Genomic DNA, 18,491 nt, shown 5'->3' with positions numbered 1-18,491 from the left:
AGACAAACTAAAAAAGGCAAACTTTTTTAATGGAGAATAAAAGGTTATTTTTGTCAAAATTTTGTAGAAGTGAATTATTTATCAGTAGAAAATTTATCGAAATCTTTTGGGGCACATACTTTATTTGAGAATGTGTCATTTGGTATTAATAAAGATCAAAAGATTGCTTTTGTCGCAAAAAATGGATCGGGAAAATCGACCATTTTAAAAATATTGAATGGTCTGGAGGACCCCGATAGTGGACAAGTAGTTATACGCAAGGGAATTCGAATGGAATTTTTATCTCAAGAGCCCTATTTACAGGATGAATTGACTATTGAGGAAAGCATATTTGCTTCAGATAGCGATATCTTAAAAGTAATTGAAGGGTATGAAAAAGCATTGGAAAATCCAGAGGATCAAGATGCCTATCAAAGTGCTTTTGAGCAAATGGAAATCTACAATGCTTGGGATTTTGAAACGCAATACAAACAGATCCTGACTAAATTAAAGCTGGATGATTTGAAGCTAAAGGTAAAAACGCTGTCTGGAGGACAAAAAAAGCGTTTGGCTTTGGCTATTATCTTGATTAATAAACCAGATTTGTTGATTCTCGATGAGCCAACTAACCATTTGGATTTAGAAATGATTGAATGGTTAGAGAATTATTTTGCCAAAGAGAATATCACCTTGTTTATGGTAACACACGACCGTTTTTTCTTGGAACGCGTATGCAATGAAATTATCGAATTGGATAATGGATTAATTTACCAATATAAAGGAAATTATTCGTATTATTTAGAAAAGAAAGAAGAGCGATTAGCGGCAGAAAATGCTAGTATTGATAAGGCACAGAATCTTTTTGTAAAGGAATTATCTTGGATGCGTAGACAACCTAAAGCGCGTACAACGAAATCCAAATCGCGTATTGATGATTTTTATGTAATCAAAGAAAAAGCAAGTAGTAGAAGAAAAGAGCACCAAGTTGAATTAGAAATCAACATGGAGCGTATGGGAAGTAAGGTAGTCGAATTGCACAAGGTGAATAAATCATTTAAGGATAAAGTGATTTTGCAAGATTACAGTTATATGTTTAATCGCGGGGAACGCATTGGAATTATTGGGAAAAATGGATCGGGGAAATCTACGTTTTTAAATATTTTAACCCAGGGTATTAAACCAGATTCCGGAAAAGTTGTTGTTGGTGAGACCATTAAGATTGGTTATTATACCCAAGGCGGAATTACAGTTAAGCCGGAACAAAAAGTAATCGATGTTATTAAAGAGTTCGGGGAGTATATTCCACTAGCCAAAGGACGCTCGATTACAGCAGGACAACTTTTAGAGCGTTTCTTGTTTGATCGCAAGAAACAGCATGATTTTGTGGAAAAGTTAAGTGGAGGGGAATTAAAACGCCTCTATTTGTGTACGGTTTTAATCCAAAACCCCAATTTCTTGATTCTCGATGAGCCAACGAATGATTTGGATATTGTGACTTTAAACGTATTAGAGAGCTTTTTACTTGATTATCCGGGATGCTTGGTGGTTGTATCTCACGACCGTTATTTTATGGATAAGATTGTAGATCATTTATTTGTATTTAGAGGAGAAGGTGAAATTGAGGATTTCCCAGGAAACTATTCGGATTTTAGATCTTATGAAGACAGTATAGAACCTGTTAAAGATGAAGAGCCAAAAGAGAAGGTGAATTGGAAAGCAAATCAAGTGAAAAATGGATTGAACTTCCAAGAGCAAAAGGAATTGCAAAAAACGGAACGGGAAATAGCAAAACTGAGTGAGCAAAAACAAGAAATTGAAAAGGAATTTGCTGATGGAAAAGTGGCCGATAATCAAATTGAATTGAAAGGCAATACCTTGAAAAAAATAATAAAAGAACTCGAAGAAAAAGAAGAAAAATGGTTTGAATTAACAGCTAAAATGGAGGGGTAGTTTTGAGGTCTAAAAAGAAGAAAAGAGAGCGGAAAAAGTTTTTTCGCTCTCTTTTTTTATTTAAAATAAGTGGAAATGGGTATAAAATATAGTGAAATTTTAAGATTTTTACAAGGGTTTAAATGTTAAAGTTTTTAGTCCTATCTCTTTGTTAATCAGTGATTGTGTGTAAAAGTAAAGTTAAGAGAATGTAATTTAACGATTAAAAAATAGGCATTTTTAAAAAAGAAGGTAAATTTGCAGATAGAAATTTCAAGTGGTGACAGGGCTTGAGAAATTAATTTTAATGAGGAAAAAATGTTCTTTTATTATTGGTTTCTTACTGCTATTAGGTGGCGTATTTTCGGGTTTCAAAAAGTATGAAGTCATACTTTTGGAACAGTATAAAATACTTCCCGAAAAAGAGTTGTCTTATCAATTTCCAGATGAAAATATAACGGAAGAAAAGAAAACAGAAATAGTAGCAGTGATACCATTTACAGGGAAAACCTATATTGGGTTTAAACAAGCTTTAGCCGCAAGAGAGTCTAATGGTTTGTATCGAATTGTCAACTCTTTTGGTTACATTGGAAAATACCAATTTGGAAGGTTAGCTCTACGATCAATAGGAATTTTTGATTCGGATGAGTTTTTAAATGATCCGCTATTACAAGAAAAAGCATTTGATGCCTTGGTAGCTAAAAACAAATGGATTCTAAGAAACGAAATAAAAACGTTCGACGGTCGAAGAATCGATGGGATCAAAATTACAGAATCAGGAATTTTAGCAGCTGCCCATTTAGGTGGAGCAGGATCTGTGAGAAAGTATTTAAAAAGTAACGGAGCTAATTCATTTAGAGATGGATTTGGAACGTCAATTAAAACCTACTTGAAAAAATTTAGTGGGTTTGATGTTTCAGAGATTGATCCAGAAAAAAATGCATTAGTCCTGTTGTAAACAATAAAGCCTAGTAGTTTTTACTGCTAGGCTTTTTTTATTTGGTAGAGAAAAATTAAATAGTACCTTTACAGCTGTAAAAGAATAGAAATGAATTTTAAACATACAAATAATTGGTGGTGGAGCAACTTACGTCAAGACGTCGTGAGCGGTCCTCCTATTGGTATGTATAAAGAAAAATATAAGGAAAACTAGTTTTATTCCTATGCATATATAAGGGCTTGTCATCATGACAAGCCCTTTTTTTATGCCCAAAAATGAAAAAACAAATTAATTTAGCATATATCAGATGAAGTATCAAGTAAACAAAGAAGGATTTTATGGCGATTTTGGAGGTGCTTTTATTCCCCCTCAATTGCAACCTATTGTAGAAGAATTACAAGCCAAGTATTTAGAGATAATAGAAGAGGCCGATTTTCAGGCAGCCTATCAAAAACTCTTAGCGGATTATGTAGGTAGGCCTACCCCTTTGTATCATGCAGAGCGTCTTTCTGCATTGTATCAAACCAAAGTATATCTTAAACGGGAAGATTTATGTCACACGGGAGCACATAAAATCAATAATACCATTGGTCAGGTTTTACTGGCTAAGCGCCTAGGAAAAAAGAAAATTATTGCCGAAACAGGGGCAGGACAACACGGCGTAGCAACAGCAACCGTTTGTGCTTTAGCGGGTTTGGAATGTATTGTTTTTATGGGTGCAACAGATATTGAACGTCAAGCGCCCAATGTGGCGCGTATGAAAATGCTTGGCGCAGAAGTTCGTGCAGCACAAAGTGGAACACAAACTTTGAAAGAAGCGGTAGATGAGGCTTTGTTGTATTGGATTGAAAACCCAACGGATACTTATTATTTAATAGGCTCAGTTGTTGGACCACATCCTTATCCGGATATGGTAGGGCGTTTTCAATCCGTTATTTCTAAAGAAATTAAAAAACAATTACTAGAAAAGGAAGGCGTGGATAAACCTAATTATGTTATCGCAAGTGTTGGTGGTGGGAGTAATGCAACGGGGGCTTTCTACTCGTTCTTAGAAGATGAAAGCGTAAAACTTCTTGTTGCAGAAGGTGGCGGTTTGGGAGTAGAAACAAACCAAACAGCCGCTACGTCCTTTATAGGTAAGCCTGGCGTACTTCACGGAAGTAAAACCCTATTCATGCAAGAGGAGTCGGGAGAACCACGAGAGGCGTATTCTATTTCTGCAGGGCTAGATTACCCTGGTTTTGGTCCTTTATTGGCCTTGATGAAGCAAGAAGAACGCGCTGAATTCTTTGCCATTAAAGATGCAGAGGCAATGGAAGCGGGTTTAGCCTTGTGTAAATTAGAAGGAATTATTCCCGCCATAGAGAGCTCACATGCTTTAGCTGTATTGAAACATAAAAAGTTTTTGCCAACTGATATCATAGTTGTAAACCTTTCCGGTAGGGGGGATAAGGATTTACAGAATTATACAAACTATTTTCAGTTGTAGTTTTTTCATGAAAAAGCCCGCAAAAAAGCGGGCTTTTTTTTTGATGTATATTAAGGTATAAAAAGTAACAGTTTGTACGCTTATTTCTTTTCAAAATCTTCCTTAGTAAAAATATCTCCATACCAAATAAACAAATATTATATTTGCACCGGTTTAAATAAAAATACACTATGATAACAGTTAATGATGTTGCTGTCCAATTTGGTAGTACAACGCTTTTCAGTGGCGTAAGTTTTTCTATTAATGAAAATGACAAGATTGCTTTAATGGGAAAAAACGGGGCAGGTAAATCTACGTTGCTTAAAATTGTTGCAGGAGAGAATAAACCTACTTCAGGTTCTGTCGCTGCTCCAAAAGAAGCGGTGATTGCCTATTTACCACAGCATTTATTAACTGCGGATGATTGTACTTTATTTGATGAGACATCCAAAGCTTTCACTCAGATTTTTTCAATGAAAAATGAAATTGAGAAAATCAATGAAGAATTAACGGTGCGCACCGATTATGAAAGTGATGCCTATATGAAGTTGATTGAGCGTGTATCGGAATTGAGCGAGAAATTTTACTCAATCGAAGAAGTAAACTATGAAGCTGAAGTAGAAAAAGTATTGAAAGGCTTGGGATTTGCTCGTGAAGATTTTACTCGTCCAACTTCAGAATTTAGTGGAGGATGGAGAATGCGCATAGAATTAGCAAAAATCTTATTGCTGAAGCCGGATTTAATCTTATTGGATGAGCCAACGAACCACATGGATATTGAGAGTATTCAATGGTTAGAAGACTTCTTATTAACACAAGCGAAAGCCGTAATGGTCATTTCCCATGACCGCGCCTTTGTGGATGCGATCACTAATCGTACCATTGAGGTGACTATGGGTAAAATCTACGATTACAAAGCAAAGTATTCGGACTATCTAGTCTTGCGTCAAGATCGTCGTGCACATCAAATGAAAGCCTACGAAGAACAACGAAAGATGATTGCTGAAACCACAGAGTTTATTGAGCGTTTTAAAGGAACATATTCCAAAACGCTGCAAGTGCAATCCCGTGTAAAAATGTTGGAGAAATTAGATATTATTGAAGTGGACGAGGTGGATAATTCGGCTCTTCGTTTAAAATTTCCACCAGCCCCTCGTTCGGGTCAATATCCTGTTACTGTTTCAGAAATGGGAAAAACCTATGGGGAGCACATCGTTTTCAAAGAGGCTAATATGGTTGTAGAAAGAGGACAGAGAGTCGCTTTTGTAGGAAAAAATGGAGAAGGTAAATCAACCATGATCAAAGCCTTGATGAAGGAAATTGACTACACAGGAACTATTGAATTAGGTCACAATATTCAAGTAGGTTATTTCGCACAAAATCAAGCGTCTTTATTAGATGGTGATTTGACCATATTCGAAACGGTAGACCGCATTGCTGAAGGAGATATTCGCACGCAAATTAAAAATTTGTTAGGTGCATTTATGTTCTCTGGGGATGATATTCAAAAGAAAGTAAAAGTGCTTTCTGGAGGAGAGAAAACAAGATTAGCGATGGTTAAATTGTTATTAGAACCTTATAACCTGCTAATTCTGGATGAGCCTACCAACCACCTAGATATGAAAACAAAAGATATTATTAAAGCAGCTTTGAAGGATTTTGAAGGAACCGTTATTCTAGTATCTCACGATCGTGATTTCTTAGATGGATTAGCAGAAAAAGTATTTGAATTTGGCAATAAACGCGTCAAAGAGCATTTTGAAGATATCAAAGGTTTCTTGGCTTATAAGAAAATGGAAAGTTTACGCGATATAGAAAAATAAACAATCGTTTATTTGATTTTTTAAAGACTCCTTCTCTTCGAAGACTTCTTGGCATATGTTTTGCTTGGTCTTTGAGAGAAGGAGTTTTTTTTTAGGTTGTAAAAAAACAAAAACACAAAGCAGTTGGCGATCGAAAGTAGGCCGCTTTTTTCTTTACTGTCAAGAGATAGTATTATATTTGTAAAACGATTGAAAATAGTGCTTCACAAAGTGAAAAAGGTTGTATATTTATTGAAGCATTTATGTGTAATTAACAACATTAAGTTAATGAAAAGAATAAACTTGAAACGTTTTTTTCTGCTTGTAGGGGGTACTTTATTCTGTTTTTCTATTTCGAATACTAGTTATGGTCAAAGTTTATCTTTTTCAGATGCTATGCGCGTGATGAACGAAGAGAATAGCTTGATTAAAGCAGTAGAAAAACAAGAGGAAGTGCACCAATATGAATGGAAAGCGATGAAAGGCTTGCGCTCGCCATCTGTAAAAGCTTTTGGAATGGGAATCTATATGGATCGTTCCTTAGGTTTAGATTTTAATGGGCTTCGAAATAAAGTTGGAGATTTTGTTCATTTACCTAATTCAGAAGTATTGGGTAATTGGTCTGTTGATTTCAATAAAAGAGATATGGCTTTTGGTGGTTTTATGGCTACTTGGCCCATATTTACAGGAGGAAAGATCAATGCCGCTGTGAAAGCAGGGAAATTAAAAAGTAAAATTGGAGAAAAAGACTTGGAGGAAACCAAGCACAAATTAATATCGGAACTCGTGGTTCGCTATTACACGGTTAAACTCGCTGAGCAAGCTTTGGTGGTGCGTAAGGAAGTTCTAACCGGTATGGAGAAACATCTACACGATGCTTTGAAATTGGAAGAAAATGGCATGATAGCTCCTGTACAACGAATGGCAGCAGATGTTGCAGTTTCGGATGCGAGTCGTGAATTTGATGCGGCAAAAAAAGATTCTTCTTTAGCGCGTTTGGCTTTAGCCAATACTATGGAAGTAGAGACGGTAACGGATGAGTTAAGCAGTGATTTTTTTGTGCTTTCGCAAATGGAAAATGTCGAGTATTATCAGCGATCAGCATTGGATTACTATCCTGCTTTACAAAAAGTGGCTCTACAAAAAGAATTGGCAGAGCAAGGAGTCAAAGCAAAACAAGCAGCAAATTACCCAACGGTAGTTGCTTTTGGTCAAACGATTCTAGCACATAACAATCCAATTAGCGGCTTAGATGTTTTATATGATAACAACAAACCATGGACGGTTGGTGTTGGGGTTACTTATACGTTGTTTGAAGGATTTAAAAACAGAAATGAAATTAGAGCTGCAAAAGCAACCAAAGAAAGTGTTGAGCTTTTCGAAGCTAAGGCACAATCCGATATTAAAATGCTGATTGCTAAATTATATCAAGATATTGAAAAACAACAAGAGCAAATTGCAAATTTAACTACGCAAGAAGTAATGGCTACTGAATATCTAAGAGTGCGTAATAAAGCATTTGTAGAAGGGTTTGCAACCTCAACAGAAGTTGTAGATGCAGAATTAAATTTATCAGGAGTAAAATTAAAAAAACTACAAGCCCATTTTAATTATGTAGCGAATTTAGCTTCTTTGTTTGAATACACCGGTTTAAGTAATGAGTTTGTCCAATTTGCAAAATAATATTGAGTTTAAGATGAAAAATAAAGTTATAAGTGCTATTGTCGGAATTGTTGTGGTTGTAGTGGTTTTTGCTGTATCCGTATGGTATATAAGTGCACCTAAAGAGAGCTATATTCAAGGACAAGTTGATGCGACGCAAATTAATGTATCCTCTAAAATTCCAGGAAGAATAGATGATATTTTGGTAAAAGAAGGTGATAAGGTACAAGCAGGACAAGTTTTAGTTCAGATAAGTACACCCGAAATTGATGCAAAATTGCAACAAGTAGAAGCTTTAAAGGCGGCTGCGCAAGCGCAAGATAACAAAGCAAATAAGGGAGCGCGTAAAGAAGAAATTCAAGCGGCCTATAACATGTGGCAACAAGCAAAAGCAGGAGCAGATTTTGCACAAAAAACCTATGCTAGAATTGAGAATTTATACAGAGAAAAGGTGATTCCAGCACAGCAAAAAGATGAAGCATATGCCAAGTTTATTGCTGCACAAGAAGTTGAGAAAGCCGCCAATGCCACCTATGAAATGGCGAAAAGTGGTGCTAGAATCGAAGATAAAGCAGCTGCATTAGCCGTTGTACATCAAGCGAAAGGTGCGGTAGAGGAAGTACTGATTTACAAAGGAGAAGGTACTGTAAAAGCACCGCAAAATGGAGAAGTATATACCATTATGCCCAATAAAGGGGAAATTGTTAATTCGGGGTATCCGATTGTCAATTTGGTGGATATGAACGACGTATGGGTAAACTTTAATATACGCGAAGATTTGATGAGTAAGTTCAAAATGAATACGAAGTTTCAAGCGATTATTCCCGCTTTAGGCAATCAGAAAATAGAGTTAGAAGTACAATATATTGCCGTACAAGGGGATTATGCTACTTGGAGTGCTACCAAAACAAAAGGGGATTTCGATATGAAAACCTTTTTAATTAAAGCCTATCCAACGCAAAAAATAGAGGGATTAAGACCTGGAATGAGCGCTTTAGTAGAAGATAGTAGTTTGAAATAAAATACAAATAACGTGAGTAAAGGTTTTTTATCCCTATTTAAAGAAGAGTTGAAACGAATGCTTACAACACCTAGAATCTTGGTGTTGATATTGGGCATTCCGCTTATGCTATTCCTATATTATGGTGCTTTATTACAAGAAGGAGTTTCTCGAGATTTGCCCGTAACCCTACTTGATTTAGATAAAAGTAGTACTTCACGTAAACTAGCCAGCTTTATAGATGCTAGTTCAGCTATGGAAATTGTTTATGAGGTAAATGATGAATTAGAAGGACAAAAGACAGTGCGAAGAGGAGATTCATATGCGTTGATTATTATTCCTAAGGATTTTCAGAAAAACGTTCAAAAAGGAGTGAAAACCAATGTAACTTGTTATTACAATGGGCAGTATTTATTACCCGCAGGTTTAATTCAGCGTGATTTTCAAACAGCAGCAGGTTATTTAGCCGCTGGTGTTCGAACAATCACCTTAGAACAAGGAGGACTAACGCCTCAGCAAGCATTGGCATCAGTGTCTCCTATTCATGTAGAAGAACATGTACTTTTTAATCCTTATACAAGTTATGAGTATTATTTAGGTTTGGCTTTTATGCCGATGGCTTTGCAAATTATTATGATGGTTGTGTCTATTTACGTATTTGGCGTAGATTTAAAATACAGAAAAGGCAAAGAGCTTTTAGAACGAGCAAATAATAAGGTTTGGGTACTGACCACCGCTAAGATATTACCCTATACACTCATATTTATTCTCTTGGGGTTTTATATGAATAGCTATGTGTTTTATAAATTGAGCATGCCTCTAAAAGGGAGTTTTTTCGTTTTAAACGTGTTTTTTATTTTGTTTGTTTTCGTTTGTCAGAGTATGGCCTTCTTTTTAGCTTCGGTGATGAATAGTTTGAGAATTGCTTTGACTATTGGTGGAGCTTATGCAGCAGTAGCCTTTTCATTTGCAGGTTATACATTTCCTCCAGAAGGAATGAGTGGCTTTGTACGAGGGGTAAACTATTTGTTTCCTTTTCATTCGTATATGCGATTCGTTGTAAATTATGGAATTCGAGGTATTTCATTTAACACGGAACAGCTTAGTTATTTAATCGCTTTTGCCCTATTTATTTGCTTAGGGGTAATTGCCATGCCTTTTTATTATAAAAAATTACAGAAGGGAGGCTATGATGCTTAAAGGATTTGTAGAAAATTGGGCTTTGATTATTGAGTCGTGCAAGCGAGAAATTAAAATGATTTTTAAAGACTCCGCTATTGTGATCACTTATATCGTATGCGTACTGCTAGTCGCATTTGTGTATTCTTATGTCTATTCCAAAGAAGTGATTACGGAACTCCCTATTGCTTTAGTCAATCAAGATCAATCGAAGATGAGTTATCAAATCGATCGAATGATGGATGCAACTCCTCAATTGCGCATTGATTTACGTACCGCAAGTATGGATATGGCCTATGAAGCTTTTTATCAAGAAAAAGTAAAGGGAATTGTTGTGATTCCTGAAGATTTTGGCAGAGACTTACAAAAAGGACAAGTACCTACGATTGAAGCCTTTTGCGATGCGTCTTATATGTTATATTATAAGCAAACACTGGGAGCCGTAATGGTGACAGCCGGAACACTAGGAGGACAAGTTGAGGTTAATAAAATTATGGCAGGCGGAGTTCCGATGAAACAAGCAGTTGCAATCCGACGCCCTTTTGAGGTAACCGCTAAACCCTTATTTAATATCAATGGGGGCTATGCAACCTTTTTAATGCCCGCTGTTTTTTTAATAGCTATTCAGACCCTACAACTCAATGGTATGGGGATTTTAGCCGGAACGTTACGAGAAAAAAGAAGATTTGCCGAAACCTTTGCTTATGCAACAGGGCGATTTTCAAATTTCTTTTTGACTATAGGTAGAAGCTTAGCTTATTTGTTGCTCTCTATGGTTATGATGTGGATTGTTGTTGGTGTTGTCATGCATGTATTTACATTTCCACAACGCGGAAATATAGGTGAAGTGACGCTGTTTTTGATTCCTTTCTTATTAGCCGTTACCTTTTTAGGGATGACCTTGGCCAATTTATTTAAACATAGAGAAGATTCTATTATGACCATTACACTTTTCTCTATTCCAACGTTGTTGTTAACTGGATTATCCTGGCCAACAACGGCTTTCCCAACTGCAATTAAGGTGATTTCCTTCTTTGTGCCCTCAACAATTGGAACGAAAGGATTTGTTGCCTTAACTCAATTTGGCGCCTCTTTACACGATGTTAAGGATTTGTTTATGCAAATGTGGGTGGTTTGTTTATTCTATTTTATGCTAGCGGTATGGACCAATTGGCGTTTGAGAAGAAAAGAAACAGTACCCCAAGAAATATAAAAAAAATAGGATCATTACGATCCTATTTTTTTATGGTTAATTGATAGATTGAAGTCGGTAATTCAGGATTGTCAGGATCTGTACACAAGAAAAAAGAGACTTCTTTTTTGGTGTTTTTATAGATTGTAATTCCCTCAAATTTCTGATCGGTACTAATGGTTTTCGTTTGCTCAACCTTCATCTTTTTGGTATTGAGTTTTCCTATAATTGAACCTTTGATTTCACCATCGGCATACGTTGAACTAGAATCTTCCGCAGTGGCTATAAAGTAGATGTCTTTGTCTACTAGAACAGCATCTGTAAAACCCGTTTGTACTTGATCTAATTTAGGTAATTTAATAGGGGTATAGGTAATTCTAAAGTTGTCTATAATACTTTCTCCCGTTACGACAAATACACCATTTTGCTGTTTAGGACCATTTCCGCGATTGAAAAAATACCAAGTTTCACTATCAAAAATAACACCTTCAATATTAAAATCTGCCTTATCCAAATGAGCAAAGGCTTGCATGGATTCATACAATAAATCCAAACTTTGGGTACTAACAGGTTCATTGGTCAATTGATGAACTTCATATAGGCTCGTTCGGTTGGGCTTAGACCCTGAACCAAATAGATAGTAATTAATACCATCAAAAGTCATTGATTCTAAATCGGGTTTTTCTGCTTTGGCTATTTGTTCTTTACCTATATAGTCTTCTTGAATTGCTGTTTTATGCAGCTGTTTCGATGAAATATCATAGTGGTATAAGTACGTACTATCATCAGCAATAAGATGCAATTTATCTTCCGAATAATACAACCCAGAAGCAGCGCTTAAGCCAATTATATGATAAAGAAATTCTAAAGTTAATTTTTTCATGGTTACCTGAATTGAATTTTATAAATTTAATACATAATGCGTACTTAAAAAATGATATCCATGGTGAGTTTTGAAAATAAATACAAAGTATCAGGGAAAGTTAAATTAAAAGACTTGAGCACTTTACCTGATTTTGAGATGAGTCCTAAAAAAGCGATACGAAAATTGGAAGAAATAAGTAGACATTTAGGTAAGTTTCAAGAATTGATGTATGCCCATAATCGATACAGTTTTTTAATTTGTATACAAGGTATGGATGCTGCAGGTAAAGATAGTTTGATTCGCGAGGTATTTAAATCAATTAATGCAAGAGGGGTCGTGGTGCAGAGTTTTAAAAAACCTACCTCCACGGAATTAGAACATGATTACTTATGGAGGCACTATGTGGCTTTACCTGAAAAAGGAAAATTTACTGTTTTTAATCGCACGCATTATGAAAATGTATTAGTGTCTAGAGTACATCCAGAAATTGTTTTACAAGAACGACTGCCACAAATTAAATCAGCAAGTGATATTGATGCTTCTTTTTGGGAGAAACGCTACAAGGAAATAGCCAATTTTGAACAGCATGTGAGCAATAATGGGGTGATTGTTTTAAAATTTTTCTTGCATTTAGGCAAAGAGGAACAAAAGCGCCGTATTTTAAGGCGATTAAGTAAGGAAAAACACCATTGGAAATTTGCACCAGAAGATGTTCGCGAGCGAGAGTTTTGGGATGAATATCAAGCGTATTATGAAGAGACTATTGAAAAAACGTCAACTGAAACTTGCCCATGGTATGTTATCCCCGCAGATGATAAAGCCATGTGTAGGTATATTTTTGCTAGTATATTACTAGAGGTTACTGCGCGATTAACGGATGTCGGTTTACCTGAATTACCAGATGGTATCAAAGATAATTTGTCTAAATACAAAGAGCGATTGCTTCAGGAGTAAAATAAAGTAGGGTTTTATAAAACCCTACTTTATTTTGTTTTCTTTTTGTAGTTTTTTAAGCTAAAACCATAGGCTGCGCGTAATCCGATTTGGTCTACGTGATAATCGTTATAACGTTCATACCTGAAACTCAAATCAATATATTTATTTGCATAGCCAATTGAGGGAGACCAAATAAATGTATTACCCGACTCTTTATGGGTACCAAATCCAGCGCCTGCTTCTCCCATGACATAGAAATTTTTGGTCATAAAATGTTTAAATCCTGCTTTTACTGGAATTAAACCTAAATCTTGGTCGTGTTTTTCTTTTAAATGCGTATAACCACTGGTTAAGGTTAAGGATGTTTCTTTGCTTAAATCATATTGTAACCTTGCATCAGCTCCAAATACAGCATCGTAATCAGAATTTGTTGAGATACCTCCATTTAGACCAAACCCAATTCTGAATCCTTTAGGATAATAAGGTTTTGTTTCCTTTTGGGCATAGGAAGAGGACATAGATAATACACCAATTGCCAAAAGGAATACAGCAATTGTTTTTTTTGATTTTCTCATAAGCGATGTGTTTTTAGTATTGTTTGCGATAAGGAAAGCAAATAGTTTGCCGTTGTATTAGGATTCTTTTTTAAAGAATTTATTTTTTCTGAAGTATCCTTTCATTTTCTAGTGAGTATATTTGCAAAAAAATTAGGAGAATGAACCTTTCTATATATATCAAAGAATTTAGATATAATATCCAATTGGCTTACCCAATTATCCTTGCCATGCTTGGACATACAGTAGTTGGAGTAATCGATAATATTATGGTTGGAAAAATTGGTCCGACGGAATTGGCAGCTGCTTCTTTAGCTAATAGTTTTGTGTTTATTGCCATTTCTTTAGGCGTTGGATTTTCTACAGCACTAACACCCTTAGTAGCAAGGAGTGACGCCGCAAATGATTTGGATGGAAGCAGGTCAACCTTTGTCAATGGACTTTTTCTTTGTACAGTTGTTGGGGTCTTTCTCTTTTTACTTATATTTTTAGCTAAACCTTTTTTGAGGTATATGGGACAACCTGAAGAGGTTACCGTATTGGCTAAACCTTTTTTGGATATTGTTGCTTTATCGATAATCCCTTTGGTCATGTATCAAGGGTACAAGCAGTTTGCGGATGGAAAATCCCAAACAAAAAACGCCATGTATGCCACGATAATTTGTAATGTAGTAAATTTACTTTTTAATTATTTATTAATTTATGGTGTGTGGTTTTTCCCCACAATGGGCATGTTAGGGGCGGCTTATGGAACACTTATTTCTCGAGTTGTAATGATTATTTATATGCACTTTGCCTTGAAAAAACAGGTACTGTTCAAACCTTATATGACTCATTTGCGTTTTTCTGAAATAAAAAAGTCGATGTTGAATCAAATAACAAAAATCGGCATCCCTACAGGGTTGATGAGTTTTTTTGAAGTAGCCCTTTTTGTGGGAGCCGTTTGGCTTTCAGGTATGTTAGGAACGGTTTCTCAAGCTGCTAATCAGATTGCCTTAAGCATGTCATCTATGACCTTTATGTTTGCAAGTGGGCTTGGGGTTGCCGCAACAATTCGAGTAGGTAATCAAATGGGGTTAAAAAATTATGCCTATTTGAAAACGGTGGCGCGATCAATTATGTTGATGGCCTTATTGATTTATATCGTTTTTGCTCTTTTATTCGTTGCGCTTCACAACTATATTCCACTGCTATTTTTAGACAGTAAAGATGTAGTAAATGCAGTAATGAATGAAGAAGTAATTCGCATTGCTGGGCAGTTGTTATTAGTTGCGGCAATTTTTCAAATTTCAGATTGTTTACAAGTAGTTACTTTAGGTGCACTCCGTGGATTACAAGATGTGAATGTACCGATGATTATTACTTTTATATCGTATTGGTTAGTAGGTTTTCCAATGTCTATCTATTTGAGCCTCTACACAACTATCGGTACGCCGGGTATTTGGATTGGACTCTTAGCTGGGTTAACAACAGCAGCTATCTTGCTTTATGCCCGTTTTCGTCACATATCAAATCGATTGATTAAGAATAATTTAAATTAAATATAGAATGGAATTACCAAAGTTTGTTTTAGCAGATAATACAGATCATTTAGATGATATCTTTATTATACATTTAGAATTTCCTCGTTTTATCATCAACTTAAATACGGATGAAATTGAGTTTTTAGAAACAATCGAAGAATCAGAAGAGGCAGAGGTTGAAGCTGAAATGGAAGCTTTAGTCGTAAAAGCGGGTGAGTTCTACGAAAGAGAAATGGAACGATATGTTGCAGGAGAAGAATTAGAAGACTAATTTTTTTTGTACAATTTGACCAGTAAATAAACAGCTGTAAAAGAGATACGCTCTTCTTTTGCAGCTTTTTTTTTGTTTTAAAGAAAAAAAATAATTCGATTCTCCTTTTTTTAAATTCACAAGATTATTGAACTGTTGTTGTTTGTATTTAAAACTTGAATTAAAAGAAATAATCGGTACTTTTTGGTTCTTAATTCGAACCATTTCTAGTAAAAAAATACTTCTTTTTTGGTGTTTTAATTCAGGTAAGCTAAAAGAGGAGGCGGATAAAAATTATCTACCTTTGTGCACTTCAAATTTATGGTATGAACAAAATTGCAAGTATTCAGCACAAAGTGCTAGAAAAAGTGAGTAAACAAACGCTCTCACATCAAACGGTATATCCTATCTTATTGGCTATAAGTTTTGGACATTTATGCAATGATTTATTACAAGCCATTGTGCCTGCAACCTATCCTTTACTGAAAGAAAATTATCAGTTGAATTTTGCACAAATTGGTTTGATTACTTTCTTTTATCAAATGTCCTCTTCGATTTTACAACCTTTAGTAGGAAATTATACAGATAAAAAACCACAACCTTATTCGCAAATTTACGGGATGTTGTGTACAACCTTAGGTGTTATTTTGCTTGCTTTTGCCCCTACTTATGTTTGGGTATTAGTAGCGGTAACTTGTATCGGAATTGGGTCTTCTATTTTTCATCCCGAATCCTCTCGGGTTTCGTATATTGCTTCTGGAGGAAAACGAAGTTTAGCCCAGTCTATCTTTCAAATAGGAGGAAATACTGGTACTGCTTTAGCTCCTCTTTTGGTTGCCTGGATTGTATTGCCAAAAGGTCAACAACACTTGCTGTGGTTTGTTGTAGTGGCTATTATATCTCAGTTTGTCTATTACTTTATTGGTACGTGGTACAAGGGAGTTTTACGTCACGCCGCAACTAAACAGAAAAAGAAAATATTAATTCCAGAATTATCTTCCTTGAGCGTGAATAGTGCTATCGTGGTTTTATTGTTATTGATTTTTTCAAAGTATTTTTATGTAGCAAGTATTTCAAGCTATTTCCAATTTTATACAAGGGATAAGTTTGGTATTACAGAAGTACAGGCGCAAGTTTATTTATTTTATTTTCTAATTGCCGTTGCCATGGGTACTTTGATTGGTGGTTTTCTTGGAGATAAAGTTGGACGAAAATACATTATTTGGTTTTCGGTATTAGGGGCTGCACCTTTTACGTTGCTTTTGCCCCATGTAGGTTTAGCTTGGACGGGAATTTTAATTGTTGTGATTGGTTTTATTATATCTTCTGCTTTTCCTTCTATTTTGGTTTATGCCCAAGAATTATTGCCTAAAAAAATTGGTATGGTATCAGGCTTGTTTTATGGATTTGCCTTTGGTATGGGAGGATTGGGCTCTGCTCTTTTAGGCTGGTGGGCGGATCATACGTCTATTGAATATATCTATAGTGTATGTGCTTATTTGCCTTTACTAGGTATTATTGCTTGTTTATTACCCAATATGAAAAAAGTGAAATTTAGAGAGGAATAAATCTATAATATAGGATGATTTAAACAAAGTGTACCGATAAAGGGACTGAATTCTTTGTTTTACTACCTGTATGAAAAAATCCGATGCGTATAACGTGTCGGATTTTTTTATTGTATATCTTAAGTAGTTTATAATAGCTTTCCTGAAAGGAATAGAGCAGCAATTGTGAAGTAGATGATTAGACCAGAAACGTCGACTAAAGTGGCTACAAATGGCGCTGAGGCCGTTGCTGGGTCCATGCCGAATCTTTTTAGGACAAAAGGAATAATGGATCCCGATAAAGTTCCCCATAGTACAATAAATACAAGAGAGACAGAAACACTTAAACCTACATAAAGCCAAAATTCACCATAATCATAGATTCCTGCTTCTTGCCAAATAAAGATACGCACAAAACCGATAAATCCTAAAATTCCCCCCAACATTAATCCTGAGGCAATTTCTTTGCGCATTACGTACCACCAATCGCTTAGTTTTAATTCGCCCAATGCCATGGCACGAATAATTAAGGAAGCCGCTTGTGAGCCCGAGTTACCTCCACTGGAAATAATAAGAGGAACAAACAACGCTAATACAACGGCTTTTTCAATCTCTTGATCATAATAACTCATGGCAGAAGCAGTTAACATCTCTCCTAAGAATAGCACAACAAGCCATCCGGCACGTTTTTTTACTAATTCAAATAGAGGTGTATGCGTATAGGAGAGATCTAGTTCTTCCATCCCCCCGAATTTTTGAATATCTTCCGTATCGCGTTCTTTAATTTTATCTAAGATATCATCAAAGGTTACAATGCCAACCAGTACTCCTTTTTCGGTAATAATAGGCATAGCCGAGCGGTCGTACTTTTCAAAAATATCAAAGGCATCTTCCATGGGAGTGGTTGTAACCAGTGACACAAAGTTATGATCGATAAGATCTGCTATTAAGGTATCTTCATCTGCCAATAACAATTGGCCTATTTGTAAGTCGTCAATTAAAACATTACTATCATCAATCACATAAATATAATTTAAGGTTTCCGCCTTTTTACCATATTTTTTAATGTGTTGAAAAACCTGTTTTACTGTTTTATTTGCCTTCGTTTGAATATAAAGGGGCGTCATTAAACGCGCAATACTATCCTCTTTATAGCCGATTAAATTTAAAGCAATTTGTTTTTCGGTATCGTTTAATAAATTAATTGAATACTTGATTAATTCATCGGGAAAGTTTTCTAATAATTCAGTTCTATCATCTGGTTCAAGATTATTGAGCACTTCTGCATAATCTTCTCGGGTCATACTACGTACAATTTCCTCTTGAATATTGATATCTAAAAATGAAAACACTTCGACCTTCAGCTCGGGAGAAAGCTTTAGAAAATGAAGGTTTCTTTCTTTCCTTTTCATTTCTGAAATAGCTTCAGCAATGTCGGCTGGGTGCATATCTTTAAAAAACATAGTTAGAATTTATAAAGTGTTTGATAATCATTTTTTCAAGTCAAGCGCAAAAGTACAGTTTAGATATAGTAAATTAAAATTTATAATCATATTCTAATAATAAAAGTAATCAAATTAAGTCATAAATTACGTTATCTAAAGACTATACTTGTAAAAAGGAAATTATTTATACCAGGAATTATAAAAAAATGATAAAACAAAA

The 18,491-nt window shown here is 35.4% G+C and carries 15 protein-coding genes; 12 read left to right on the top strand and 3 right to left on the bottom strand.

Annotation, left to right across the window (positions count from 1 at the left end; all coding sequences use genetic code 11):
- Nucleotides 1-69 precede the first annotated feature (69 nt).
- The 8 genes from ACMHJ2_RS09445 to ACMHJ2_RS09410 all read left to right on the top strand — a co-directional run bounded on the left by ACMHJ2_RS09445 (nt 70) and on the right by ACMHJ2_RS09410 (nt 11,172).
- The gene (locus ACMHJ2_RS09445) at nt 70-1,929 is read left to right on the top strand and encodes an ABC-F family ATP-binding cassette domain-containing protein (RefSeq protein WP_413512644.1); all 1,860 of its coding nucleotides are present in this window, start codon (nt 70-72) and stop codon (nt 1,927-1,929) included.
- A 286-nt stretch (nt 1,930-2,215) separates the two neighbouring features.
- Nucleotides 2,216-2,866: a peptidoglycan-binding protein LysM gene (locus ACMHJ2_RS09440; RefSeq protein ID WP_413512643.1), complete on the top strand. Its 651-nt coding sequence runs from the start codon at nt 2,216-2,218 to the stop codon at nt 2,864-2,866.
- A gap of 289 nt (nt 2,867-3,155) precedes the next feature.
- Nucleotides 3,156-4,337 (top strand): tryptophan synthase subunit beta, encoded by a 1,182-nt coding sequence (trpB, locus tag ACMHJ2_RS09435; protein ID WP_413512642.1) that lies wholly within the window; start codon nt 3,156-3,158, stop codon nt 4,335-4,337.
- 170 nt (nt 4,338-4,507) lie between these two features.
- Nucleotides 4,508-6,139 (top strand): ABC-F family ATP-binding cassette domain-containing protein, encoded by a 1,632-nt coding sequence (locus tag ACMHJ2_RS09430; RefSeq protein ID WP_413512641.1) that lies wholly within the window; start codon nt 4,508-4,510, stop codon nt 6,137-6,139.
- Nucleotides 6,140-6,406: 267 nt separating this feature from the next.
- Nucleotides 6,407-7,801, top strand: a complete 1,395-nt coding sequence (locus ACMHJ2_RS09425; RefSeq protein ID WP_413512640.1) for a TolC family protein — start codon at nt 6,407-6,409, stop codon at nt 7,799-7,801.
- Nucleotides 7,802-7,814: 13 nt separating this feature from the next.
- Nucleotides 7,815-8,801, top strand: coding sequence for an HlyD family secretion protein (locus tag ACMHJ2_RS09420; RefSeq protein WP_413512639.1), 987 nt, complete (start codon nt 7,815-7,817; stop codon nt 8,799-8,801).
- A gap of 12 nt (nt 8,802-8,813) precedes the next feature.
- A complete protein-coding gene (locus tag ACMHJ2_RS09415; protein ID WP_413512638.1) occupies nt 8,814-9,980 on the top strand; it encodes an ABC transporter permease in 1,167 nt (388 codons plus the stop codon).
- Nucleotides 9,970-11,172, top strand: a complete 1,203-nt coding sequence (locus ACMHJ2_RS09410) for an ABC transporter permease (protein ID WP_413512637.1) — start codon at nt 9,970-9,972, stop codon at nt 11,170-11,172. Before ACMHJ2_RS09415 ends, ACMHJ2_RS09410 begins: the two co-directional genes overlap by 11 nt.
- A gap of 22 nt (nt 11,173-11,194) precedes the next feature.
- Here the strand turns inward: ACMHJ2_RS09410 and ACMHJ2_RS09405 are convergent, their stop codons facing one another.
- The gene (locus ACMHJ2_RS09405) at nt 11,195-12,034 is read right to left on the bottom strand and encodes a DUF6929 family protein (RefSeq protein ID WP_413512636.1); all 840 of its coding nucleotides are present in this window, start codon (nt 12,032-12,034) and stop codon (nt 11,195-11,197) included.
- A gap of 63 nt (nt 12,035-12,097) precedes the next feature.
- Here ACMHJ2_RS09405 and ACMHJ2_RS09400 point away from each other — a divergent pair, with 63 nt between their 5' ends.
- Entirely contained in the window at nt 12,098-12,970 is an 873-nt protein-coding gene (locus ACMHJ2_RS09400; RefSeq protein WP_413512690.1) for a PPK2 family polyphosphate kinase, read from the top strand.
- A gap of 29 nt (nt 12,971-12,999) precedes the next feature.
- Here the strand turns inward: ACMHJ2_RS09400 and ACMHJ2_RS09395 are convergent, their stop codons facing one another.
- The gene (locus ACMHJ2_RS09395) at nt 13,000-13,527 is read right to left on the bottom strand and encodes a hypothetical protein (RefSeq protein WP_413512635.1); all 528 of its coding nucleotides are present in this window, start codon (nt 13,525-13,527) and stop codon (nt 13,000-13,002) included.
- 140 nt (nt 13,528-13,667) lie between these two features.
- Between ACMHJ2_RS09395 and ACMHJ2_RS09390 the strand changes: the two genes are divergently transcribed.
- The 3 genes from ACMHJ2_RS09390 to ACMHJ2_RS09380 all read left to right on the top strand — a co-directional run bounded on the left by ACMHJ2_RS09390 (nt 13,668) and on the right by ACMHJ2_RS09380 (nt 16,847).
- Nucleotides 13,668-15,047: an MATE family efflux transporter gene (locus ACMHJ2_RS09390; protein ID WP_413512634.1), complete on the top strand. Its 1,380-nt coding sequence runs from the start codon at nt 13,668-13,670 to the stop codon at nt 15,045-15,047.
- Between the two features lie 7 nt (nt 15,048-15,054).
- On the top strand, nt 15,055-15,300 hold the full coding sequence (locus tag ACMHJ2_RS09385) for a hypothetical protein (RefSeq protein ID WP_413512633.1): 246 nt from the start codon (nt 15,055-15,057) through the stop codon (nt 15,298-15,300).
- A 305-nt stretch (nt 15,301-15,605) separates the two neighbouring features.
- Nucleotides 15,606-16,847 (top strand): MFS transporter, encoded by a 1,242-nt coding sequence (locus ACMHJ2_RS09380; RefSeq protein WP_413512632.1) that lies wholly within the window; start codon nt 15,606-15,608, stop codon nt 16,845-16,847.
- Nucleotides 16,848-16,975: 128 nt separating this feature from the next.
- Here the strand turns inward: ACMHJ2_RS09380 and mgtE are convergent, their stop codons facing one another.
- A complete protein-coding gene (gene mgtE, locus ACMHJ2_RS09375) occupies nt 16,976-18,289 on the bottom strand; it encodes a magnesium transporter (protein WP_413512631.1) in 1,314 nt (437 codons plus the stop codon).
- Between the last annotated feature and the right edge of the window lie 202 nt (nt 18,290-18,491).

This window comes from Myroides odoratus (genome assembly GCF_965118575.1).
In the GTDB taxonomy this organism is placed as follows: Bacteria; Bacteroidota; Bacteroidia; order Flavobacteriales; family Flavobacteriaceae; genus Flavobacterium; species Flavobacterium odoratum_B.
Note: the sequence above shows the minus strand (reverse complement) of the source record. Positions and strands in the feature narration are given on the sequence as shown.